At 66.8% G+C, this 23326-nt stretch carries 18 protein-coding genes; 10 read left to right on the top strand and 8 right to left on the bottom strand.

All coding sequences use genetic code 11. From position 1 onward, the window contains the following. The first annotated feature begins 158 nt into the window (after positions 1 to 158). A complete protein-coding gene (locus EP7_RS08330; RefSeq protein WP_463527381.1) occupies positions 159 to 1364 on the top strand; it encodes a glycosyltransferase family 2 protein in 1206 nt (401 codons plus the stop codon). Between the two features lie 26 nt (positions 1365 to 1390). On the opposite strand, the gene EP7_RS08325 is transcribed toward EP7_RS08330, so the two are convergent. Beyond that, positions 1391 to 4231 (bottom strand): DUF4214 domain-containing protein, encoded by a 2841-nt coding sequence (locus tag EP7_RS08325; RefSeq protein ID WP_463527380.1) that lies wholly within the window; start codon positions 4229 to 4231, stop codon positions 1391 to 1393. 329 nt (positions 4232 to 4560) lie between these two features. On the opposite strand from EP7_RS08325, the gene dxr reads away from it, so the two are divergent. Then, positions 4561 to 5727 (top strand): 1-deoxy-D-xylulose-5-phosphate reductoisomerase, encoded by a 1167-nt coding sequence (gene dxr, locus EP7_RS08320; protein WP_463527379.1) that lies wholly within the window; start codon positions 4561 to 4563, stop codon positions 5725 to 5727. After that, positions 5715 to 7733, top strand: coding sequence for a site-2 protease family protein (locus tag EP7_RS08315; protein ID WP_463527378.1), 2019 nt, complete (start codon positions 5715 to 5717; stop codon positions 7731 to 7733). Before dxr ends, EP7_RS08315 begins: the two co-directional genes overlap by 13 nt. A gap of 88 nt (positions 7734 to 7821) precedes the next feature. On the opposite strand, the gene EP7_RS08310 is transcribed toward EP7_RS08315, so the two are convergent. The 4 genes from EP7_RS08310 to EP7_RS08295 form a co-directional block, all read right to left on the bottom strand. Next, a complete protein-coding gene (locus EP7_RS08310; RefSeq protein WP_463527377.1) occupies positions 7822 to 9141 on the bottom strand; it encodes a DUF2142 domain-containing protein in 1320 nt (439 codons plus the stop codon). A 150-nt stretch (positions 9142 to 9291) separates the two neighbouring features. Then, positions 9292 to 10014 (bottom strand): (5-formylfuran-3-yl)methyl phosphate synthase, encoded by a 723-nt coding sequence (locus tag EP7_RS08305; protein ID WP_463527376.1) that lies wholly within the window; start codon positions 10012 to 10014, stop codon positions 9292 to 9294. 5 nt (positions 10015 to 10019) lie between these two features. Beyond that, positions 10020 to 10625, bottom strand: a complete 606-nt coding sequence (locus EP7_RS08300; RefSeq protein ID WP_463527375.1) for a DUF6580 family putative transport protein — start codon at positions 10623 to 10625, stop codon at positions 10020 to 10022. A 114-nt stretch (positions 10626 to 10739) separates the two neighbouring features. Further along, on the bottom strand, positions 10740 to 11573 hold the full coding sequence (locus tag EP7_RS08295; RefSeq protein ID WP_463527374.1) for a 3'-5' exonuclease: 834 nt from the start codon (positions 11571 to 11573) through the stop codon (positions 10740 to 10742). 195 nt (positions 11574 to 11768) lie between these two features. Here EP7_RS08295 and EP7_RS08290 point away from each other — a divergent pair, with 195 nt between their 5' ends. After that, positions 11769 to 12320: a CAP domain-containing protein gene (locus EP7_RS08290; RefSeq protein WP_463527373.1), complete on the top strand. Its 552-nt coding sequence runs from the start codon at positions 11769 to 11771 to the stop codon at positions 12318 to 12320. Between the two features lie 73 nt (positions 12321 to 12393). Here EP7_RS08290 and EP7_RS08285 read toward each other — a convergent pair whose 3' ends face one another. Further along, entirely contained in the window at positions 12394 to 13023 is a 630-nt protein-coding gene (locus tag EP7_RS08285) for a response regulator (RefSeq protein WP_463527372.1), read from the bottom strand. A 193-nt stretch (positions 13024 to 13216) separates the two neighbouring features. Here EP7_RS08285 and EP7_RS08280 point away from each other — a divergent pair, with 193 nt between their 5' ends. The 3 genes from EP7_RS08280 (at position 13217) to EP7_RS08270 (ending at position 16186) form a co-directional block, all read left to right on the top strand. Continuing rightward, on the top strand, positions 13217 to 14041 hold the full coding sequence (locus tag EP7_RS08280) for an alpha/beta hydrolase fold domain-containing protein (RefSeq protein ID WP_463527371.1): 825 nt from the start codon (positions 13217 to 13219) through the stop codon (positions 14039 to 14041). Positions 14042 to 14466: 425 nt separating this feature from the next. Then, on the top strand, positions 14467 to 15804 hold the full coding sequence (locus EP7_RS08275) for a M24 family metallopeptidase (protein ID WP_463527370.1): 1338 nt from the start codon (positions 14467 to 14469) through the stop codon (positions 15802 to 15804). Between the two features lie 40 nt (positions 15805 to 15844). Next, positions 15845 to 16186: a hypothetical protein gene (locus EP7_RS08270; RefSeq protein WP_463527369.1), complete on the top strand. Its 342-nt coding sequence runs from the start codon at positions 15845 to 15847 to the stop codon at positions 16184 to 16186. A 73-nt stretch (positions 16187 to 16259) separates the two neighbouring features. Here EP7_RS08270 and EP7_RS08265 read toward each other — a convergent pair whose 3' ends face one another. Further along, positions 16260 to 17165 carry a hypothetical protein gene (locus tag EP7_RS08265; protein ID WP_463527368.1) on the bottom strand — a complete coding sequence of 302 codons (906 nt, stop codon included), beginning with the start codon at positions 17163 to 17165 and terminating at the stop codon, positions 16260 to 16262. Between the two features lie 95 nt (positions 17166 to 17260). Continuing rightward, complete coding sequence (locus EP7_RS08260; RefSeq protein WP_463527367.1) at positions 17261 to 17644, bottom strand: hypothetical protein; 384 nt, start codon at positions 17642 to 17644, stop codon at positions 17261 to 17263. Positions 17645 to 18755: 1111 nt separating this feature from the next. Between EP7_RS08260 and EP7_RS08255 the strand changes: the two genes are divergently transcribed. From EP7_RS08255 to EP7_RS08245, 3 genes are all read left to right on the top strand, one after another. Beyond that, entirely contained in the window at positions 18756 to 20282 is a 1527-nt protein-coding gene (locus EP7_RS08255; protein WP_463527366.1) for a sigma-54 interaction domain-containing protein, read from the top strand. A 141-nt stretch (positions 20283 to 20423) separates the two neighbouring features. Beyond that, a complete protein-coding gene (locus EP7_RS08250; RefSeq protein ID WP_463527365.1) occupies positions 20424 to 21785 on the top strand; it encodes a PhoPQ-activated pathogenicity-related family protein in 1362 nt (453 codons plus the stop codon). Positions 21786 to 22006: 221 nt separating this feature from the next. Continuing rightward, positions 22007 to 23311: a formylmethanofuran dehydrogenase subunit B gene (locus EP7_RS08245; RefSeq protein ID WP_463527364.1), complete on the top strand. Its 1305-nt coding sequence runs from the start codon at positions 22007 to 22009 to the stop codon at positions 23309 to 23311. Positions 23312 to 23326: the final 15 nt, after the last annotated feature.

Here is a 23326-nt window from a genome sequence, read left to right as displayed (position 1 = left end):
ACGGCGGCGGTCGGCCCGGGTTGGGATTCTCTCGAGCGGCGAACCTAACGCGCTGACGGGCGCGGTTCAAGGGGCGGGGCGGTGTTGGTTGTGGCCCGCCGGGTGTAAGCTCATGCCCAGCCCGGGCCCGGATTCAGGGCCCGGCGACTGTCCCGAGGATGGGTCGTCCCATGGTCTGGTGGTCCGCTCTGGCTGGGACGCTCGCCATCGCCGCGTTGGCGTTCTGGGGCCTGGCCGCATTCAACGTGCGGAAGTCATGGCGTCTGACGCCCGTTCTGGCATCGATGCCCGACCAGCCGCCGCCTGGGGGGTGGCCGATGGTGGCCGCCGTGATTGACTCATCGGATGACCGCCGGTGGGTCGAGTCTGGCACCCATTCGCTGCTTGCCGAGGACTTGCCCGGCTTGGTCGTCGTGTCCCTCGACCCTCGCGCCGCAATCGCCACCGGCGCGATCCTCGACCGCCTGGCCGCGGCCGAGCCGAGGCTGCTCGTCGTGCGGTCCGCGGCGACCCCGGATCGCTGGCTGTCGAAGCTCCACGGCCTTCAGTCGGCCTCCGACGCCGCCATCGCGGCCGGGGTCGAATGGCTCCTGTTCACCGACCCCGACGTGGTGCTCGCACCCGGTTCCGTGCGTCGCGCCGTTTCGTTCGCTGATCGAGTCGGCGCAGATCAGCTCTTGGCGGTGCCGCAGGTCGTCACGCGCGGGCTCGAAGAACGGCTGGTCCTGGAGTTCTCGAGGCTTGTCGCGGCCGTCCTGACCCCCCCCTGGAAGGTGGACGATCGCCGCAGCCGGGCCATGCTGGGCGTGGGAGCCTTCCGGCTCGTCCGCGCCGAGACCTTCCGCGACATCGGCGGGTTCGGGCGTGTCAGGCTCTCCGTCGACATCGATCGCCAGTTCGGCCGGGCCCTGAAGGCGGCCGGCGCCCGCACCCGCGTGCTCGACGGAACTGGCGCGGTCCATGTCAGGCCCCGGCCCGGTCGATCTGGCGTGACCCGGCGGCTGGAACGATCGGCGTTCGCCACCCTGAATGACAGCACGCTTCGTGTGGTCCTGTCGATCTCGGCTGTGCTCATCCTCGGCCTGGCGCCAGTCGTCGGCCTGGCGGTTGGACCGATCTTCTCACGCCTCGCCTGCCTGCTCGCCATCGCGGCGGTCACGCTGGTTTCGGGAACTTCGTTGCTGACAATCCCCGTCGGGTCGATCCTCTTCGCCTGGTCCCTCGGCCGCTCGGCCTGGCGCACCTTGAGGCGTGGTGGCATCCGTCGCCGTGGAGAAGTCGTCTCGCTGGCCGACCTGCGATATCACATTCGCGGCCGTGAACGCTGGCTCGGAGAGGTCTGGAAGGGGACGCGGACGCTCTGATCGAGGCCCGCTTCCCCGCGTCTCGCTCAGGCGAAGTAGACCCGGTTCCCGAGGCCCCAGCGCACGCCGTTCCAGGCGGCCTTGCCCCTGGCCAGGTTGAGGTATTCGCCCGAGGTCAGCAGGCCGATCTCCAGCTCTTCGGGGTTGCCTCGGTTGGTCAGAAAGTCGGCGAAGGGCTTGGTGGCCGCGGCCTGGGCCGATGCGTCGGGCGGATTCACCGTGCCGTCGAGCTTGGTGTATGGGAACCGACGCAGGTAGCGGTAGACCAGGCCATTGGAGATCTTCGTCGAGTATTCGCCGGCGGCGTTGTAGATCAGGTCACTTGGTAGCTGAGACCGGGTCTGGCTGATCGTGATCTTGGTGGTGTAGGTCGAGAGTTGATTGGCATCGGGGCCGTGGCCGAGGAGGTCGTTGAAGACCTTGTTGACGTAGGCGTTCGGCGTGTTGCCGGCGTTCCGGTAGTACTCGTCGCTGGCCATCAGGGCGGCCAGGGCGTCATTTCGGGTGCGTCCCGGCTGGCCGATCAGGGCGACGAGGCTCGCTCGCTCGGCCTGAGTCGAACCCCGGCCGAGGTAGGTCTGATAGTAGGAAGCCACGACGATGTCGCGGTACTCCGACGAGGTGACGAAGGCTCGCGTCAGCGTCGCCACGCTCAGGCCCGCTTCGACCTGATTGAGCCAGTTGGCGACCTCCTGGCCCGAGGGCTCGCGCTGGAGCACGTCTCGATAGAGGAAGCGGATGGTCGAGCCATCCTGCGTGGTGTTGGCATAGTTCCCGGCGCTGGCGAGCAGGCGGGCGGTGACGACCTCTGTGGAGACTCCCGCCCGCAGGTCGCGTCCGGCCGAGGCCAGGGTGTCGGGGGCCGGGCTGCCGCCGAAGTAGCGGTAATAGACGTCACGCACGGTCCCCTCGGTCCACTCGCGAGAGCCGATAAAGCTCAAGGGCAGGTTGCCGCGAGCGTTGGGGTTCGACTGGAGGACGCCCAGCCAGGCGTTGATCTCGGGCTGGCTGGCGACGCGGGCCAGGGTCGCGCGGTAGAGGTTGTTGATCCATCCCGAGTCGCTGGTATTGCCGCCGATCCCGTAGAACTCGGGCGAGACGAGGAAGGCGTTGAGCAGGGTCTGCGGGGTGGCGCCCCGGTCGAAGGCCGCGAGGTTGGCTTGCAGGCCGGCCTGGTCGGGCGTCCGGCCCAGGTAGCTGAGGTAATACGTGGTCACAAGCTTGGCGCGGGCCTCGGCGCTGCCCACGATCCCGAGCGTACCCGGGAGAAGAGACGCGGCGCGGCGGAATCCGGCGAGCTGCGCGGCGAGATCGGTGCCGGTGGGGGCTCGGCCGACGGCCTGGCTGTAGAGCTGGCCGACGTAGTTCGTCAGCCATCCTTCCGAACGCGCGATGGCCGCGCCCGACGCGTCGCCTCGGGGCTCGGCCCAGGTGTTGATCGAGGTGGACGCCGGCAGGTCGTAGACCCGAAGGTAGCTGGGAGAAAGAACCGAGGAGCGGTTCGGGGCGAGGGCCGTGGCGAGGGAAACCATCTGGAAGGTGCCGTCGCCCTTCAGGTCGCCGATGGCCGCGCCGCTGAAGAAGCGGTCTGGGACGGAGGGGTCGGGCGAGTCGGTGATCTCGGTCCAGACCACGCGCCCGGTCTTGCCGTCGAATGCCTTGGTGTAATCGGAGTGCGCCACGATGACGTCGGGCGTGCCGTCGCCGTTGACGTCGGCGATGGCCGCGGTGCTGACGACGTACTGGCCGGGGAGGAAGTCGACCGCCCAGAGCGCCTGGCCGTTGGCCTTGATGGCGTGGACGCGGCCGTTGAAGTCGGTGACGACAACCTCGGGCGAGCCGTCGCCGTCCAGGTCGGCGGCAACCGGCGAGGTCCTCACCTTGCCGTTGACGGTCGAGCCCACCGGCACCGTCCTGTAGAAGAGGCTGTTTCCGTTCCGGAACGGGGTGCCGTTGGCGTTGAAGGCGTAGACGCCGTTGCCCCGGTCGCCCTGGTAGAAGCTGCCGCTGCCGACGACCACTTCCAGATTGCCGTCGGAATTGAGGTCGATCAGCGAGGGCGAAGACTGGATGGCCTGGTCGGTCTGGGCCACCCACTCGCGGCGGCCGTTCCAGGAAAGGACCGTGAGCCGTCCCCCGGCGGAATAGACGTCGACGTTGTTGGGCGGGCCCGAGGGGATCTTGCTGGAGTCTCCGCCGATGACAATGTCGAGCTTGCCGTCGCCGTCGATGTCGCCGATGACCGGGGCGCTGAAGACGGTGTCGTCGTTGGAGAACTGCCAGAAGAGCGAGCCGTCGGCGTGGAAGGCCGAGACGAGGTGGTTGATGCTCGTGACGACAATCTCGGGCGAGCCGTCGCCGTCAAGGTCTCCCGTGGCGATCCCGCCGAGGATCTGGTCGGGCTCGTTGGCCTGATCGCTGAAGCGGTGGAGCGTGTTTTGCGGCCAGCCGGGCAGCAGCGCGGCGGTCTTCGCGTCCCAGCCCCAGAGCTGACCCTTGGTGTCGCCGGCGAAGAGGGCCCGCGTCCCGTTGCCCAAGTCGACGATGATGGGCGTGGTCTGGAACTCGCCGCCGATCCCGCCGGTGGAGAAGGTTTTGGTCGGCTGGCCCGACCCTGACTGGTAGGAGTACAGGTTGTAGTTGCCGCCGGGCACCACCACCGAGTTTCTGCCCGACTGATCGAGGTCGGCGATCAGGGGGGAGGCGACGAATGTGCCGATGTTGTAGTTCCAGGCCGTCCCCGCCCCGGGCAACTCGATCCGCTGGACGAGCGCAGGCGTGCCGGCGGGAGTCCAGCGCGGCTCCAGCCCCTCAATTGTCAGCCGTATCCGTCGGCGCCGCTTCGCTCTGCGATCCGTGAAGGGCATGGTGTATCGTCGCCGTTGGGTTGGGATCGACGAGTCCAACCCACCCGGCAAGAGACCAGGAGGCGACCGTAATCCGGGGGGTGAGAGAGGAGTCGACCCGTCCGACGATAGCTCACCGCGGCTGGGCTGGCAATTCTTCGATGGACAAATCGCCAGGGATGGATTCGAGGCATTGCAGGTGCGGTCGTCGGGCGGCCCGGCTTGTCGGTTGCAGGACGCCGGGATTATGATAACCGCGACGGCTGCGCGGCCGGGTGAGGCGTCATCCGGAGGTGTTCGCCCCGGCGGTTGGACGCAACCACATCGAAAACTTGGAGTTCTGCCAGCCCATGCCGTCGGGCGATCCTTACAATGTGGTGATCCTCGGCTCCACCGGCTCGGTTGGCCGGAGCGCCTTGAGCGTGATCGCCCACGACGGCGGTGCCCGCCTGCGTGCGCACGGACTTGCCGCCGGCTCTAGCTGGCAAGGGCTGCTGGCCCAGGCCCGCGAGGCCCGGCCCAGGTACATCGCGCTGGCCGACCCGGAAGCCGCCGCCCAGGTCGACGGGCAGCTCCGCGGCACCGGGGTCGAGCTGCTCCAAGGGCCGGACGCCATCGAGCGGATGGTGACCGACCCCGAGACCGACCGCGTGCTGAGCGCCATCGTGGGGGCCGCGGGCCTACGCGGGACCTGGGCGGCGCTCGAGGCCGGAAAGACCGTCGCGCTCGCCAATAAAGAGACTTTGGTCGTCGCCGGCCCCCTGGTGATGGATCTGGCCAGGCGCCGCGAGGCCGTCATCCTGCCGGTGGACAGCGAGCATTCGGCCATCTTCCAGGCGATGCGCTCGGGCAAGGCGGGCGAGGTCCGGCGGGTGATCCTGACCTCGTCGGGCGGACCCTTCCGAGGCAAGACGGCGCGTGAGTTGGCCGAGGTCACCCCCGAGCAGGCACTGGCCCACCCCACCTGGAGGATGGGCCCCAAGATCTCGGTCGACTCGGCCACCCTGATGAACAAGGCGCTCGAGGTGATCGAGGCCCGCTGGCTGTTCGACCTGGAGCCTTCGCAGATCGAGGTCGTGGTGCACCCCGAGAGCGTGGTGCACTCGATGGTCGAGTTCGTCGACGGCAGCATCCTGGCTCAGCTCTCGCCGCCCGATATGCGTCTGCCCATCCAATATGCTCTGAACTACCCCGACCGCGTCTCGGGCCCCTGCCCGCTGCTGGACCTGACCCGCGTGATGGCCCTGCATTTCGAGCCGCCCGACCGCGAGACTTTCCCGGCACTTGAGCTAGGGTTCGAGGTCATGCGGCGCGGCGGGACGGCCGGCGCCGCCTTGAACGCCGCCAATGAGGCCGCCGTGGCGCGGTTCCTCGAAGGCTCCCTGGGCTTCCTCGACATCCCCCGCGCCTGCCGCGCGGCGCTGGACCATCACCCGTTCGACCCCCGGCCCGATCTCGATGCCCTCTGGGCCGTCGACGCGAAGGCCAGGCAGGAGGTCCGCCGTTGGAAACCCTGAACTTCCTGCTCAACGTCGCCAAGGTCGTGCTCGGCCTGGGCTTCGTGATCTTCCTTCATGAGCTGGGCCACTTCGCGCTGGCCAAGTGGAACGGCGTCAAGGTGAAGGCCTTCTCGATCGGCTTCCCTCCTGCGCTCTGGAAGCGCCGCTGGGGCGAGACCGAATACGTCATCGGCGCGGTGCCACTGGGCGGGTACGTCAGCATGCTGGGCGAGGGGGATGAGAACGACCCCGAGAACCCCGACGCCGCCAACGACCCCCGCGCCTACAAGAACAAGTCCGTCGGAGCCCGGATGGCCATCATCACCGCGGGCGTGGTGATGAACCTGATCCTGGGCATCGCCTTCTTCATGTTCGTCTACATGAACGGCACCCTCGAACTGCCCGCCAAGGTCGGCCGGGTCGTCGCCGGCTCCCCCGCCTACAAGGCAGGGCTGAGGTCGGGCGACGATATCGTCTCGATCGACGGCCGCGACGGGGTCGACTTCGGCACCTTGAAGATGAAGGTGGCCCTGAGCGCCACCGGCCAGACCCTGCGCCTGGGGATCAAGCGGCCGGGCCAGGACGGCCTGATCACGATGGACTTCGAGCCCCGCCGCGAGAAGTCGGCCGAGACCCCGACCATCGGGATCGTTCCCAGCAAGAGCCTGGACCTGGCCCGGCCTCCGTTCATCCGACCCCCGGGCACCGACGCCAAGGACGAGCTCAAGGAGGCCGAGACGCTCAAGCTGGACGATCGGCTCATCGCCGTCGGCCCCGCCGGCGGTCCACTCACCGAGCTTGTGCCGGAGGACTCCCTGGGGTTCGACCGGATCGCCTCGGCCAATCGAGGAGTGCCGCTGACCGCTGCCTTCCGCCGGCCTGTTGCGAAGGATAAGCCCTCAGAGACGCCCGAACGGCTCGAATTGACGTTCCCGGTCAATCACTTCCTGGACTTCGGCCTGCGGATGGAGATGGGACCCATCTCGGCAATCCGGGGCAATTCACCGGCCGAGCGTGCAGGCTTCCAGGTCGGTGACCTGATCGAGACAATCGACGGCAAGCCGGTCGACGACCCGATGCGACTGCCCGATCTCGGGCTGTCTCATGCCGGTACCCCGCTCGAATTCGTGGTGAAGCGCGGCGCTGAGTCGAAGACGATCCGGGCCACCCCCGACGCGACGCCCACCTGGGTCGAAGCGGTCTTCCCGGGCGAGTCCCTGGAAATCCCCGGACTGGGTCTGGCTTTCCCCGTCGGCGCCAAGGTGCGAGCCGTGACCGTCGGGTCGCCGGCCGAGGCCGCCGGGATCAAGGCGGGCGACACCCTGACCTCGATGGTGCTAACACCGACGCCGACCCCCGCGCTTGAAGGTAAGGAAGGCGCGAAGGCCAGGCCGGCCGAGGTGCCCAAGCCGTTCACCATCAAGTTCGAGGCCGATCAGGTCGGCCCCTGGGCCTATGCGTTCAACATGGTCCAAAATCTGCCGACCACGCAGATTACGCTCGGCATCAAGGGGCGAGAGAACCCCGTCGAGATCATGCCGGTCGCCGTGGCCGACTGGTTCTATCCCGATCGCGGGCTGGGATTCCAGACGCTCACCCGCCAGTTGCCGCCTCAGCCCCTCGGCGCGTCGTTCCGTCGTGCCTTGTATGAGGGTTACGACAATGTCGTCAACATCTACGCGATGATCCGCGGCCTGTTCCAGTCGCGCGTCAGCATGAGCAGCATGGCGGGCGTCCCCCGGATCTCGGGAATGGCGTACGCCGCGGCCGATAGCAGCTTCGTCGACCTGATCAAGTTCCTGGGGATGCTGTCGATCAACCTGGCGGTGATCAACTTCCTGCCGATCTTCCCCCTCGACGGCGGCCAGTTCCTGTTCCTGGTCGCCGAGAAGATTCGCGGCCGCCCCCTGCCCGACTCGGCGATGGTCGTCGGCCAGTGGGCCGGCGTGGCGTTCGTCCTGGGCCTGATCCTCTTCACCAACCTCCAGGACGTCTTCCTGCTGACCCGCCAGTACTTCTCCTGAACCTGTTGGGCAGAGCGACGACACTCAACACCCCGGCTCGCGAGCCAGGCCCCACGGCCGAGGCTCGCGGGCCGGCTTTGTTTTCGGGTTACGGCCCCACCTTCCAGAGCCCTGACAGGTTGAGGCTCGCCATCCAGACGAGCAGCAATCCGACTGCCCAGCGTCGTCCGTTCGGGGTGGGGGGTAACGTCGCAAGCCCGCCGGTCAGAGCGAGGGCCAGCGGCAGAATCGCCGGGAAGAGGTAGCGAGACTGCGACTGGAACGCGACGCTGAAGTTGAACTGGAGGTAGGACGCCAGTAACGTGGCGAAGACCGTCGCCAGGATGATTCCCGCGCGAACCTGCACGCCATCCAGGGCCCGCCATCGTCTCAGGATGGCCCAGGCGGAGAGGACGAGCAGCAGGACGCTCGCCAATCGAGCTTCGACGTATCTCCAATCCGGCAGGCGGATCGTCAGCCAGCCGAATCGGCCCCAGAAGCTTTCCCAGCTCATCGCCCGCAGCAACGCCCAGTCATCCCTCGACCAGACATTGAGCGGCTTGAAGTTCGCCTGATAGAACCGGATCGCGTCGCGGCTGCCTGTCGGATCACCGTCGTAGACGATGAAATTCCGGACGAACCACCATCCCGAGATGGCCAGCAAGCCTGCCCCGGTCCAGGCCGCCAGCCGTGCGATCCGGCCGACGCGCGCCAATCCTTCGGCCCCAGGCCAGGCCTGGAACAGGACCAGCAGGAGTAGACCTGGAACCAGGGCCACGGCGTTGAGTTTGGCCAGCAGGGCCAGCCCCACGGCCGCCCCCGAGCGGAGAAGCCGAGGATCCGACTCTGGCGTCCTCAAGGCTCCGATCCAGACGGCCACGGCCAGTGCGCTGGCGAAGTTCACCGCAGAGTCGTTCGAGACGCTGGCGCTATTGAACGCGAATTGGGGTAAAAGGCCCACGAAGCCTGCCGCGGCCAGGGCGAGAGCCGGCGAACCGGGGGCGAGGCGGCGGACGGCCAGCCAGAGACAGCCGACTGCCGAGGCGCCCAGGCAGGCCGAGACGACTCGCCCTGTCACCATCGCCCAGACCGGATTCTGACCGACGGGCATCGCCGCCAGGCCCGCGACGAGGTAATAGAGCGGCGGCTGCATCGACTCGTAAGGTTCCAGCTTGTACTCGTCCAGGACACCCCTCCGCATCGCGTAGTAGCGAGTCGCCGGGTCGTCGGGGGTCCGGACAATCTCGCCGGCCGGGTCCCTGGCAAACGAGTAGTGCACCTCAGGCAGCATCCGCCTCAACTGGACCTGCCGCACCGCCTGCAAGTGAGCCGGCTCGTCGGGCGCGTCCAGCGGCCTGACCGCCAGAGCCCAGCAGAGATTGACGATCAGCGAGGCCCCGACGATGAGCACCCAGGTGCGATCGTTCACCCGGGCGGGCCGCCTTGAGTCCTTACCTCGATCAATCAGCTTCGACACGACTTGCCCCGCCTCAGTTTCCATGAGGTATCCCGCCCGATTCTAAACGGGATGGGGGTCGGGCTGTCGGGCTCATCGGATCGAAAATCGATCCCTCGCGGCCTAGCCCCACTGGCCGGACTGGGTCCGAGCCGGGACTCGCCCGGCATCGCGGGCAGCCCGGACGAGGCTGGAGACTCGCTCGGAGTTGATAGCTTCGGTTCGAAGGCCCCGCTGGCAGGCGGAGCCTCGGACGGCGAAGACGTGGGGATTCAGAGGGGCGAGGCGGGCGATGGCGGACTCATCCAGGCCACCGGCGAGCGCGACGAATCGACTGGCCTTGCGGGCCCGTTCGATCCAGGGCGACCAGCTCAGGTCGACGGGGCTGGGCTTCAACTTGCTCCAGGTATCGACCAGAATGCCCACGCAGTCGGGGGCGGAGATGGCCATGTCGAGCACCTGATCGGGGTCGGGGGCATTGGCCTCGGCCCAGTCGGCATAAGCCACGGCGACCCACCTGGGGCCGGGGCCCCACGCCTGTCGCAGGGTCATCCAGGCCGCCGTGCCATCGGGGCCAGATCCGGCCAGGCCGAGTTTGCGGTAGGTGATCCCCGCCCAGGACTCCGAGCGAGGCGGTGGCTGCTTGTCCCATTCTCGCAGTTCACCAAGCGCGACACTGACCGGAATTCCGGCCGGCGCCAGTCGTGCGACGGCGGCCCAGACTTCGGGGTCGGCGCGGCCCAGCGGGCCGCGGTCGGGCTCCTTCACATCCAGGACGGTGACGCCACCGGCGATGGCGGCGAGAGCTTCCGCCGCCGATCGCACGCTCACGAGCAAGCCAGCCACGCGCGTCAGTCCGCCCGTGCGATGGCCGGCGAGGCGTCGGCCACGGCGGTCGGTTCGACACCGTAGAGGCCGGCGCGACGGGCGAGGGCGTCAAGTCCGAAGATCGCGGTCGATCCGATCACGTCTGACAGTAACGTGTTACGCCAGAAAGGGACGGCCGCCAGGTAGCTCAGCCAGAGCCCTTCCGGGGTGTGCGGGACGTCGGGAGCCGAGACCCAGTATCCGAAATTCGACGCCGCGAAGAAGATGATCGAGCCGGCCAGGCCCAAGGCACCGGCCTTCAGCAGGTTCGAGTCCTTACGCATCAAACGGCCAAGGGCCACAATCGCCAGGTAGCTGGCATAGATGGTCAGCCGCTCGAATGTAAAGGCGGCGCGGCCATTGCTGGAGTCGATGACGAGGTCCGAGACAAGCATCGACACCATGGGCACGGCCAGCGCCCAGCGCAGGGGCAGGCGAGCACCGGCAAACAGTGAGGTTGCCCCGACGAGGGCCATGTTCCAGGGCATGAAGCCGGAGCGGCTCAGGGCGGATAGCGCGATGAGGCCCAGCGCCGTCGGTTGCGTCGGCGGTCCGTTGAGCACTCGGGGACGTTCGGCGGGCGACGGCATAGGGACACATCCTCAATCGTGCGGGGCGGCGATGGGCTGGCGGGTCGATTCGACGAAATTCGGTCGACGTCCGGAACACCCTCGGTCGGGCCGGGGTCCGCGCATCCCCTTAACCTAACCGTTCCTCGCACCGGTTTCAATCGTATCGGGGGCGACCATGACCCCATGCCATTTCACTCGGTCGAGACGGAATTCCTTGTCGCGACTGCTGATATGGCAGAACGCAACCACATACGTCAGCCCACCACGACGCACGAATCGTCGAGGGCTGATCGCCCGAGGGGTGTCGCCTTGGGTCCCGCCGCTGTAGATGATCGTCAGCGGCAAGCCCTCGCGGATGGCGTTGGACATCGTCTCCCAGCCGTGTGGAATCGGCGGAGCGGGGTTCTGGCTAGGATCGGCGATCGGGTAGGTCGTCGGCGGCTCGCCGTCGTCGAGTTGCAGCCAGAGGTCCATTACTCGCCGGCTATCGGCCAGCGCGCGATGCAGGCCCTCGCCGTCGAGACCGAGCAGGCGGGCCAGGGAATCGAGCCGATGATTGGGGGCGTCGGGCCGCCGCCTCCGCGACAGGACCAGGGTGTCGGCCACGGCGTGGCCCGGCATCGGCAGGCCGAGACGGCCCAGCTCGGCGCCCAGAAACCCCGCGTCGAAGGCCGCATTGTGGGCCAGCAACAAGGTCGAATCGGCCGGGCCGAGGAAGCTGAGGAATTCGGGCAGCACACTCTCGATGCCCTCGGCCGTGGCAAGCAACGAGTCGTCCAGGCCGTGAATGGCCCGCGACGAGGCCCCGACGGGCCGTCTCGGGTTGACCAGACGCTCGAATCGACCAGACTCTTTGCCCGAATGATCGAAGCGAATCGCGCCGATCTCGATGATCCGGTCGGTCTCCGCCCAGAGTCCGGTCGTCTCCAGGTCGAATGCCACGAACGTCGGCCGGTCGTCAGTCAAAGTTCAAAGTCGCCCATCGCCTCAGATGTGCACAGAACGCTGCCGATTGAATTATGGCGGGTCGTGGCGTTTTGAGAAGTGAGCGACCCCTAGGAACCTTGGAAGTTTGGAACGGGCCGTGCATACCCGGACCGGGCCGGACGAGTTGAAGCGTGCCCGGTCCGATCCGCAGTCACCCTGGAAGGAATCCGCATCATGCGTCTCGATCGCGACCCAGGAGGCGTCTCGCGCCGATCATTCCTCGGGACGACCCTGGTCGCCATAGCCGGTTGCGTCGGCCCTCCGCCCCGCTCCCTCATCGCCGGCCAGGATCCCTCAAGCAAGGACCGTCCGGCCCGACCCAAGTCGGACAAGACCAACGAAGAGGCAGTCAAGGAGGTAGTCGACGCGCACAACGCAATCCGGGTCGAGGAAAAGCTGCCCAAGTTGGAGGTTAACGACAAGCTGAAACAAGCCGCCGAACGCCACGCCAAGGACATGGCCGCCCACAACAAGATGACCCACGATGGCACCGATGGCTCGACCCCGTTCAAGCGGATCGACGACACAGGGTACGTCTGGAAGCGGGCCGGCGAGAACGTCGCCTACGGGCAGCCCGACGCCGTGGATCTCATGAAGGCCTGGATGGACAGCCCCCCTCACAAGAAGAATATCCTGGGCGGGTTCAGCCAGATCGGGATCGCCCTGGCCGAATCCGAGGATGGAATCCCCTACTGGTGCGTCACCTTCGGCCTGCCGCGTCGATGATTGTCAACGATCGGGTCGGGCAGTCTTTGCTGCCAGACTGAGCGATCGGTTGCGTGATTGCAGGCAATTTGGTTCAGCTGGGAAGGGCTCTCAGGCGGGCGATGAGGGCGAGGAGGTCAATGGGCTTGGTAATCACGTCCATGGCCCCGGCCTGGCGGGCCTGACGCTCGGCAGAGTCGGTGGCATCGGCCGTGATCGCGACGATGGGGAGCGACGCCGTGCTGGGATCGGCCCTGAGCTGACGGATCAGCTCGAACCCGTTCATGACCGGCATCATCAAGTCAGTAAGGATCAGGTGAGGGTGGAAGTCGATGAGGCAATTCAGCGCATCGCGCCCGTCATTTGCCTCGCGAACCTCGAACCCCTGCATCCTCAAGAGCCGGCCGAAGGCGTAGCGAAGGAACGGCGCGTCTTCGACGAGTAAGACTCGCGTGATACTTAGTTGATCGGTTTGCATGATCATGCTCCGAGTCAGCAGCGATGCCACCAACTCCTCGGTTTTGCCCGATCTGGCGTGGCAACGACATGCACGTACATCGAATGATGATGGACGAATAAGATGCCGATTGACGATGAATGCAAAATTGATGCCGGCTTCCTGGAAATTCGAAATCGCATGATCGTTCCCCATACCTTGCCTGGCCGGCAGAATCGCTTCGATCGACGGAAAACTTCGCGGGGCTTCAGGTTGAATGGCAACCATGGTGCACCTACGATGGCCTGGATCGATCGGTGAGTGAAGCGGCCGAAGGGGGGGGCGGGCGATGCCTGTTTTCAGTGGGATGCGGGGGGGGCGACCTCGACTCGGGCTTTCGACCTGGGCCAGGATCCTGGTTTGGGGTTCCCTCGCGGCTGCGACCGGTTATCTCGTGAAAGCGGAGGTTTCTCGCCCTGACTTGCCCGATGGCGTGCTCGCCCGGCGCGCTGTGGTCTATCGAGTTGAGGGCGAACGCCGGGTCGCTCTGGACCTCTATCGACCGGAGGGGGCATCGCCCCGATCCGGCTGGCCCGCCCTGGTCGTGATCCACGGGGGAGGCTGGCGTGGTGGTGATCGCGGCGAGTATGGCCGGTCGATGGCCGTCCTCGCCAGGCGAGGGATCGTGGTCGCATCGATCGATTATCAGTTGTCGAGACCCGACCGCCCGAGCTGGCCGGTGAATCTGCAAGATGCCCGCGAGGCGGTGCGCTGGGTGCGCGGTCACGCCACGATGATCGAGGTGGACGCGACCCGGATCGCGGTGCTCGGGTCGTCGGCGGGCGGGCACCTGGCCTCGTTGCTCTCAACCCGCGGAGACGATGATCGGCCGGGGCCGGGAGTCCCGTCGGCCAGGGTGAGCGGCGCGGTGGTCCTCTTCGGCCCGTCGGACCTCGCCGCGCTCCTGCGTCAGAGTCCGGGGGCATCGGAGTCGGTGGAACTGTTCCTGGGCGGAGAACCCCCCACCGATGGGCTGCTGGGGGCGGCCTCGCCGCTGACGCACGTGACCGGCGGCGACCCACCGATGCTCCTGATCCACGGGACAGATGACCCGCGTGTGCCGCTGGAACAATCGGAGGTGCTGGCGGAAGCGCTCGCCGAGTCGGGCGTGCCTCATCGCCTGATCCGGGTCGATGGGGCACGTCACGGATTTGGCCTGCAACCGGGCGGACGGGATCTGGAGGCCGAAATCCATGCGTTCTTGCAATCTGTCTGGGGCGATGGAGTGCCCGGCGAGGTTCTTTGACGGTCCAGTCCGCCTTCAATGCCCCTTTGATGCGTCGGCGATCGGACCTCATCGCGCCCGGCGATGCACCGACGCCTGTGGTCCTTGGGACGGCCGATGGGCTGGTCCCCGTGGTGGAGATCACCCATGGCTACCGTTGGTGGTGGGGCGCAGGGATTTAGTCCCCGATGTGCTTGCTTTTCTCCGGGAGGCTTGGAAGGATAAAGGCGGGACGGCCTGAGTTCTTTCGGGCGGCCCCATCGGCATTTCCGCCGTCTTTGTCAGGCTGCCGTGGGTCCTCGTCTGCGGCAAGTCGTCATCCCCGCCTGCTCCCGTCAGGTCCAATCCCGATCCGTCCGCGGCTCGATGAGGTCGGCCAGGAATCGACGTTCCTGACCGTCTCCGAGGACGACCGCGCCGGGCGGAGTATCGAGGGAGAACGCCCCTTGTCCTCCGAATTCGACCTGAGCACGCTGGCAGCCTTCCACGATCAGGGGGATGGCTCCCGGTTTGGCGACGTGCTGAGCTATCACGACCTGCCGGCCCTGAGATCGGGCCCGGAGGCTGAGGCTGAGACCGAGCGGGTGCTGAGCACGGCCGCCGATCGGCCCGTGACCGACACGATGCCGCCGGTCGTCGACCCGACCCTCGACCACGAGGACGCGGCACTCCGCGACCGGCGGGCCGACGTGGAGGAGAAACACCGGCGGGTCCGAGAGTATCTCGACGCGCACAACCTCGACGCGATGGCCCTGGGGCGGGTTGACTCGATCGCCTGGTTCACCTCGGGCGGCGAGCTTGGTCGCGAGTTCTCCGGCGAGATTGCCTCCGCGCTCATCTACATCACTCGTTCCTGCCGGGCGGTGGTCACCGACAACGTCCAGAGCGCCCGGATCTTCGAGGAAGAACTCGCCGGGCTGGGTTTCCAACTTAAGGAACGCCCCTGGCATGAGGACCCGGCCCGGGTCCTCGAAGAGCTCGGTCACAACAAGACCCTGGTCAGCGACCTGGCGGGTACCTCCCCCTGGAGCCGCGAAGGGCACGATTCGGCCGCGGCGTTGATCAACCTACGCCGCCCGCTGACCAAGCTAGAGCGGCAGCGACTGCGTGAATTGGGCCGGACCCTGACGCTGGCCGTCGAGGCCACCTGCCGGAACTTCCACCCGGGCGAGACCGAGGCCGACGTGGCGGGCCACCTGGCCCATCGGCTTCTGCGCGAGGGGGTTGCTCCCGTTGGCCTGCAGATCGCCGCCGACGGTCGGCCGGATCGGTACCGGAGACCCGGCCTGAAGGGGGTCCCGATCCGCGAGAAGGCCTTGATCTCGGTCATTGGCCGTCGGTTTGGCCTGTGCGCCTCGGTGGGCCGTTGCGTCACATTCGGGCTCGCCAAAGAACCGTTCAAGACCGACCAGGCGCTGGCGTCGATGATCTCCGCAAGCAATATCTTCTTCTCCAGGCCGGGCGAGACCGTCGGGGCGATCCTCGGCCGCACGAAGCGGCTGTTCGAGAAGAATGACCATCCCCATGAGTGGACCCTGGACTACGCCGGCCAGTTCATCGGGTATTCGCCCAATGAAGGGCTGCTGCTGCCCGAGAGCCCGCTGAAGTTGCAGCCCGGGACGGCCCTCTGCTGGGGGCCCAGCGTGGGGACCGCGCGGTCGGAGGATACCGTCGTGGTCGACGCCCGCGGCTTCGAGGTCGTCACCCAGGCGCAGCACTGGCCGATGATCGAGGTGACCGTCAAGGGTTACGCGATGAACAGGCCGGGGATCCTCGAACGCTGAGCCGGACACCCCGCCACGCCCGATCGACCGAGGCCAGACCATGCCCGCCGCGATCCCCGACCCAGATGCACGCGAGGTGGACCGGGTCGAGGCCCTGGTCACGGTCGATGACCCCGGACGGGTCGATGAATTCCTCGCCCGATGCCAGCCGGGCTCGGCATGGCTCGCCCAGATCAGGACCGCCGAGGTCACGGCCACCGTCCGTGCCCGCGCCCCCCTTGGCTCATTCGACGAGCGGGTCTGCCTCTGCCTGAGCCTGAAGCTCGCCCTGCCCGTGCCGGTCGAGCCCCGGCTTCGTTTCGTGCTGGCCGCCGGAGATGACCTCAGCCTGACGGTCACGGCCCTCGTCCGTCCATGGTCGGAATCGATCCGGGCGTCTTGACTCTCGCTCTAACTCTTCATTGATGAAGGATTTAGGGCCGAAATGAGCTAGGCGGAGCCTGGGCCGTCGAGACTCAGTTCACTTCGATCTGTGTGCGATATCCGGCAATGGGCGGAAGACCTTCCAAGGTTCGCCGAACGGCCCGCCGCTGGAGAAGTCGAGTTCCGTGGGCTCGGATCGTGATCTTGTGGCCGATCACCGAGACGTCGATTGTCCTGACCTTCGTGCCGACGACCTCTTTTGCCGTCTTCTCGATCCGACGCTTCAACGCGGCATCTGCGGCGGGGTCGCTGTCCAAGTCGGGCTCATTCGGTGCGGGATCTTCGATCGATTTCGGGGTGTTCGTCATTGCCGGCGGGACCATCCCGAAGAATCGGGATCGGCGTTCGACCGGGGGGATGGGCGCAAGGTTCCGACCGCCGCGAGGTGGTGGAATGCGGTCGAGATCGTCCAGTTCTGAAGTCGGGCCGCCCACCTCCGACTCGATGATGAGCGGGCGGCGAGAGGATCCTGGAGGAAGGTTGGCCCCGCGCCCGGGCTGAATCGTGAACGGGGCCGTATCGGCCTTGGGAGCGGGCGTGGATGAGGTCCCCTCGGTCATCTCGGCGGGGCCGTCAAGCGCGGGCAGTTCGGCCGAAGACGCGGCCCGTGCCTGCAACGTGGGCGATCGGCGGGTCGGCGGCCGCCTCGGGCCCGGATAGAGCGGAAGCCCTGGGAGTGAGCGGCTCGAGCTTGGATCCGGTTCGGCCTGGGCCGGCGCGGGGGGAAGTTCCGGCAACGCCGTTGCCTCGGCCGGCGCGGGAAGGTCGGCGGGCGCGGTAAGCGGGGGAAGCTCGTCATTCCCAGCCGCCGTCGCCAGGGCGTCCGGGGCCGACGTGAGCACGAGACCGAGTAGGCCGGCCGTCCAGCGCATCCGCGCCCCCTCCTCGCGAGATCCACAACCGAGCTTCGACCCGTTCCCGCCTCGACGAGTGCCCATCGATTTCACCCTCCTTCGATCGGCAGCGAGCATGCCAGGGACTTGGAGAAAATTGGAATCAGGCCGTGCGAGTCGGGCGGCCTGATTACCTGGGATCAATAGGTGACGGAGGTACCCCGGGACGGGGCGGGTACCCCGGTGACCATCTGCTTGATCTCGGCCCCGATGCCCGACGGGATGCCGATGAAGGCCGCTCGACCAGTGGCGACCACCTTGCTCATGCCACCGTTGGCGCCGCCTGACTCCACGTAGTATTCCTTGGGCCTGGACAGGATCGGATGCCGGTCGGCGAAGGCCGCGGGCTTGGCGGGGATGGTCTCGCCGACGACGACCCCTCCCTCGGGGACTACCAGCGCGGGTTCCTTGGCGGCCGAACGTCGGAACATACCCTTGCTACCCCCCTGGCAGCCGGACAGGAGGCTCGCGACCAGGAGGGCCGTCGCGACCGGAGGCAGCGATCGTCGGAGTGAGGAGCGCATCAGGTGACTTCCTTTCGACTCACGCTTGCCGGGCCGGAACGACCCTCGGTGAATCCGCCTTGAATCCTACTCCACGCCTTGCCTTCAGGCTGAGGAACGTAACGGGTTCGGATCGGGCCTCGGCATCGCAATCCGTGCGGCCCGCAAGAGTTCTCTCAGCTGCCCATTTTCTTGGACGTTGTCCATCGCCTGGGCGATGCATGCGTCCTCGCTCGGCTGTAGGAGTTGAGCTTAACATGCTCGCACAAGTCCTTCGTCGTCTCGGTTCGCCGGCTTTGTGGCGTAGATCGACGGCTCTGTTACGTTCAGTTTGGCTAGAACTTCCCTCGGTCTAGCGATTATTTGAACGGCTTCTGGGGCGATTTCTCCGGAAGGTTCCCCGCGGTCACTTCCCGATTCCGGATCGATTCCGAACTATTCACCTATCTTCAGGTCATTATTATTTTGTTCTTGGACGCTTCTTAGTCGGCGGGGCGTGGGCATCGTGGGGGCTTTCGAGTCAGTTCGATCGGACCTGCTTCGCCGGGCGGAAGTGCAGAGGGTCGATCGAGGAATACCGGATCGTCTCGGCCCCTCGGACGCATGATTTCGGCCCATCTCGCCGAGAATATGGGGTTTTTGACGTATCATGGAGTCGTTATGCGGTCGCCGCCCGCATCCCGGTCGCCCCGAGATCATACTTGTGAGTGCATGCGAGTGACCTTGGGGGCGATCAAGCCTGGGGGCTTAGGATTGTCCGGGAACGGGTCCTGAAAAGTTCGACGATCGTCACGTTAGCGCTTGAACGTCCGGAAGACTCGAACTAGAATCTGGTTCGAATCGAAATCCAGGTGCTAGCTTTAATTCTGCGACGCCATATTATTCTTAATAAGGCATCCAGAGTTGCCGACGTTTCACCTCTCCCTTCCGCCCGACACACACCGGATTGAATTGAGCCCGACGGGTTTCAATCGGTCCCACCCTTCTCGGGTTGAATCTCACCGCGGACGAAATTTGCCAGGAATCTCCATCAGCCAGTGGGGCCTCGGCCTCCCGCGGACCGGCTGAGGGGACGAGGACCAAGGGTGGACCAGCCGACATGATGTCGGCGATCATCCAAGGAGCCTGTTCGGTGCCCCAATCGAAGATTGTCATCATCGGCTCGGACTCGCGCCTCGCCGCATCGATCGGGTGTGTCGTCAGGTCACTCGGGGGCCTCTGCGTCGAGTCGATCGGCACCATCGACGAGGCATTGCTGGCGACCTGGGCCGATGCCGCTGTCGTGGTTATCCACCTGACCGAGGAGTGTCAGGTGGGGGGGGCCGTGGCGCTGCTCAGGACCGTCATGGCGATGGGGCGGCCGGTGCCGATGATCTTGATCGCCGAGAGGCCGATGTCGGAGAAGGCCTACGGGTTGGTGAGGCTTGGGGCCGTCGATGCTCTGGCGCAGCCGGTGGATACGGGCCGCCTGGGATACCTCATCGAGACGCTGACGCTCAGACACCGGGCACCGCTGGGCATCAATGGGGCCGGAGTCGTTCGCCCCGATCCGTGCATCGAGGAGGAGCCCCGACTCCAGCCGGCTCCGAGAGCGGTGTCAACGTCCGCCCGCGTCTCACGCGTCCCCGGGTCGATGGCCGGGGAATCGGGCGAGTTCGACTTCATCACGAAATCGGCCGACATGATCCGGATGGTCGGGCAAGTCCGGAGGGTCGCGGCGCAGGACGTCACGCTGCTTCTGGGCGGAGAGACCGGCACGGGCAAGACGCGGCTGGCCAGGCTGGTGCACGACCTCTCGCCGCGTCGGTCGGAGCCTTTCCTGATCGTCAACTGCGGGGCCCTCTCCTCGACGCTGATCGAGACCGAGATGTTCGGCCACGTGAAGGGGGCCTTCACCGGCGCCGACCGGGACCGGGTGGGGCGATTCGCCGAGGTGGGGCGCGGCACGCTCCTGCTCGACGAGGTGGACATGCTCAGCCCTGAAATCCAGGCCAAGTTGCTGAGGGTCGTCGAGGATCGCGTCTTCGAGCAGGTCGGCTCCAATCGGCCGACCGCGCTGCGGGCCAGGCTGATCGCGGCGAGCAACCGGCCACTGATCGACGAGGTCGCCGCGGGCCGATTCCGCAGCGACCTGTATTTCCGGCTCAATGTGGTCGGGTTCGAGCTGCCCCCCCTGCGAGAGCGGATCGAGGGAGTCCTGCCGATCGCCGAGCGGTTCGCGGCCGAGTTCTCGGCGCGGAATGGGAGGATGCCACTGGCGATCTCGGCCGCGGCGTCCCAGGCCCTGCTCGATTACGACTGGCCGGGCAACATCCGGGAGCTGCGCAACGTGATCGAGCGGGCCTCCGTGCTCTGCCCGGGCCCTGAGATCACGCCGTGCGACTTGCCCGAGTCCCTGATCCGGGGCATTGCCAGCCGGCCCGGAGCGGAGCCGGCCGAGCCCGCCACAGTTCGTCCCTCGGAGCCAAATTTGGCCCGGGTCAAGGGGGAGGCGGAACTCGCCTGCATCACAGAGGCCCTCGAGAAGCACGGCAACAATCGCCTGCGGGCCGCCTCGGAGCTGGGCATCAGTCGGATGACCCTGTACAAGAAGCTCTACAAATACGGCCTGATGGAATCCCCCGACGACGCCCGGCGCGACCCGGGCGTGATGGCCTGAGGCGGCCAGTCGGGCGGGGCCCGATCGAGATATCTGGTGGAATCGAGCGGCGCGATGCCTGGCGTCACGGCCGCCCTCGTGGTGCAATGGGCCGGGGGCCGATGTCGGCCCGGGGCACGTGCTCACCGGGGAGTTTTTCGCATGCGTCGGTGTCGATTCTCATCGCTGGCGGTCGCCATCGCGGCCGGGTTCGTGGCCTTCCAGGGCGCTGCACGGGCCCGCGCGGACCTTGACGAGTACGTGAAAAAGCCCGATGCGGCCTTCGCCTGGACGGTCGAGGAGTCGAGGGAGACCCCCGCCGGCTCGAGCAAGCGTTTGAAGCTGACCTCGCAGGTCTGGCAGGGGATCACCTGGGGGCACCGGCTCCAGGTCTTCACCGCCAACGAGGCCAAGACCAAGGATACGATGCTGCTGTTCATCACCGGCGGCGGCGTCGGCAATATCGACAGCAAGTCGAGCCCTCAGGATGACGTGCTCGGGTTCAACCTGTCCAAGCTCACCGGGGCGCGTGTGGCCGTCCTCTCGCAGGTGCCCAACCAGCCGCTGCTGGGCGACAAGTCCGAGGATACCCTGATCGCCGAGACCTTCGTCCGCTACCTGGAGACGAAGGACAAGAACTGGCCCCTGCTCTTCCCCATGGTCAAGAGCGCCGTGCGAGCGATGGACGCCCTCCAGGCCCTGGCCCGCGACGAGAAGGCCCCCGAGGTCTCCCACTTCGTGGTCACCGGCGCCTCGAAGCGCGGCTGGACGACCTGGCTGACCTCCGCTTTTGATCCCCGCGTCATCGCCTGCGCCCCGATGGTCATCGATACCCTGAACATGAAGGCCCAGTTCGACCACGCCAAGAAGATGTGGGGCGAGCAGAGCGAGGAAATCGGCGATTACACCGGCAGGGGCCTGACCGAGCAGTTCGACACGGTCGACGGCAAGAAACTCTGGACGATGGTCGACCCCTTCAGCTATCGCCACCGCCTGAGCCTGCCCAAGCTCATCATCAACGGGACCAATGACCCTTATTGGACCCTCGACGCGCTGAACATTTACTGGGGCGACCTGCAGGGTCCCAAGTCGGTCGTGTATCTCCCCAATGCCGGGCACAACCTGGGCGAGAACCGCGACTACGCGCTGCATGGCATCGGCGCCCTCTTCCGACACGCCGTCCAGGGCAAGACCCTGCCGAAGCTCGACTGGAAGCATTCGAACACCGGCGAAGGGGCCCTGAAGCTGACCGTCTCCGGCGATGAGACGCCCAAGTCGGCGAAGCTCTGGGTGGCCCGGTCGGCGACCAAGGACTTCCGCAAGTCCCGTTGGGAATCCGTCCCCATGGAAGGTGAGGGGGGGAACCGTTCCGGCGTCGTTGCCCGTCCCGATTCCGGCTTCATCGGGCTGGTCGGCGACCTCGAATTCGAGATCGAGGGCGTCAGCTACCACCTCTCCACCCAGGTCCGCCAGGCCGGGGCTACCGAGAAAACCGATAACAAGGCCGACCCCAAGGCGGAATAATCGGACGCTGAGGGGCCGTTAACGGGAGAGATCGCCACGCCAGACGGCGCAAGCGTGGCGATCCTCCCGCGTGACAAATTCGGGCATCCACGGTTGGTTGACAGGAATTGTCACCCATGCCAGAATGCATCGATGGCTCCGAATTGCCAAGATAAGCATAATGGTGAAGTCTGGCTCCGGCATGACTCGCCATGGCCAGCCTTCCCCGGGAAGCGCCCTCGATGTCCACGCCGAACCAGAGCGGGCCCGAGAAGGTCGGCCGAGAGGATCGGGAGGTGACGGACGTCACCTGCCTGGGCTGCGGTTGCCTGTGCGACGACCTGAGCGTGATCGTCAGGGATGGGCAGGTGGTCGAGGTGGCGCGGGCCTGCGCGATCGGGCGGGCACTATTCCTGTCGGGGGGGGGGCGGCGTCCCCTGGCCACGATCGACGGGGTGGAGGTCGGGTCGGACGCGGCAATCGCCGAGGCGGCGAGGATCCTGGCCGGAGCGTCGGCGCCGGTGGTCTTCGGGCTCTCGGGCTCGACCCTGGAAGCACAACGCCTGGCGGTGGGCCTGGCCGATCGGATCGGCGGCGCGGTCGACCACGCCCATTCTTCGAGGGCCCGCTTGCAGGCAATCCAGCGCATCGGGCGGGTCACGGCCACCCTTGGCGAGGTCAAGAACCGGGCCGACGTCGTCGTCTTCTGGGCGTGCGACCCGGTCACCACGCATCCCAGGCATCTCGAACGCTATTCGGTCGAGCCGGCCGGGCGGTTCATACCCGAGGGTCGAGCCGGCCGGGTCCTTCTCGTGGCCGATGATCGCCCGACGCCCACCTCCGAGCTCGCCGACACGCTCCTTCCGGTGGCCGATGATCGCCAGTTCGAGGTGCTCTGGACCCTGCGGGCCTTGCTGAGGGGCGTGCCCCTTGATGCCGCCGGTGTGTTGGAGGCGACCGGCCTCTCGCTGGAGTCGCTCCAGGGCTGGCTGGAGCGTCTGAAGGCGGCTAGATATGGCGTTTTCTTTCACGATGACCGGCTGACGTCTCAGGGCACAGCGACGGTCGAGGCGGCTTATTCCCTGGTTCGCGACCTGAACGCGGGCCGACGCTTCGTGACGCTGGGGCTGGGAGGGCCGGGCAACCCTGCGGGGGCCGAGGCGGTCCTGGGCTGGCAGGCCGGCTTTGCCTCGGCCGTCAGCTTCGAGTCGGGCGCGCCGACCTCTGACCTCGGGGTCACTTCGGCACGCGAGCGGCTGGAGCGGGGCGAGGCCGATGCCCTGCTGGTCCTGGGCGATTGCGGGACGATCCCGGTCGGCGTCATCGGCAGGATCCCGACGATCGTGATCGGCCCGGATGCCACGACGAGCCCGGCGGCCCTGGGAGCGAGCGTTGCGATCGATGCCGCCAGGCCGGGATTGGAGGGGGGCGGGACGGTCGCGAGGGTCGACGGCGTGATGCTACCGCTGCGGCCACCCCTGGGCGGAACGGTGCCCACCGAAGCCGACCGTCTCGAGCGGCTGCTCGCCAGCCTGCCGGTTGCCTGACGGGTCGGGTATGCT

This window comes from Isosphaeraceae bacterium EP7 (assembly GCA_038400315.1).
Lineage (GTDB): Bacteria > Planctomycetota > Planctomycetia > Isosphaerales > Isosphaeraceae > EP7.
Note: the sequence above shows the minus strand (reverse complement) of the source record. Positions and strands in the feature narration are given on the sequence as shown.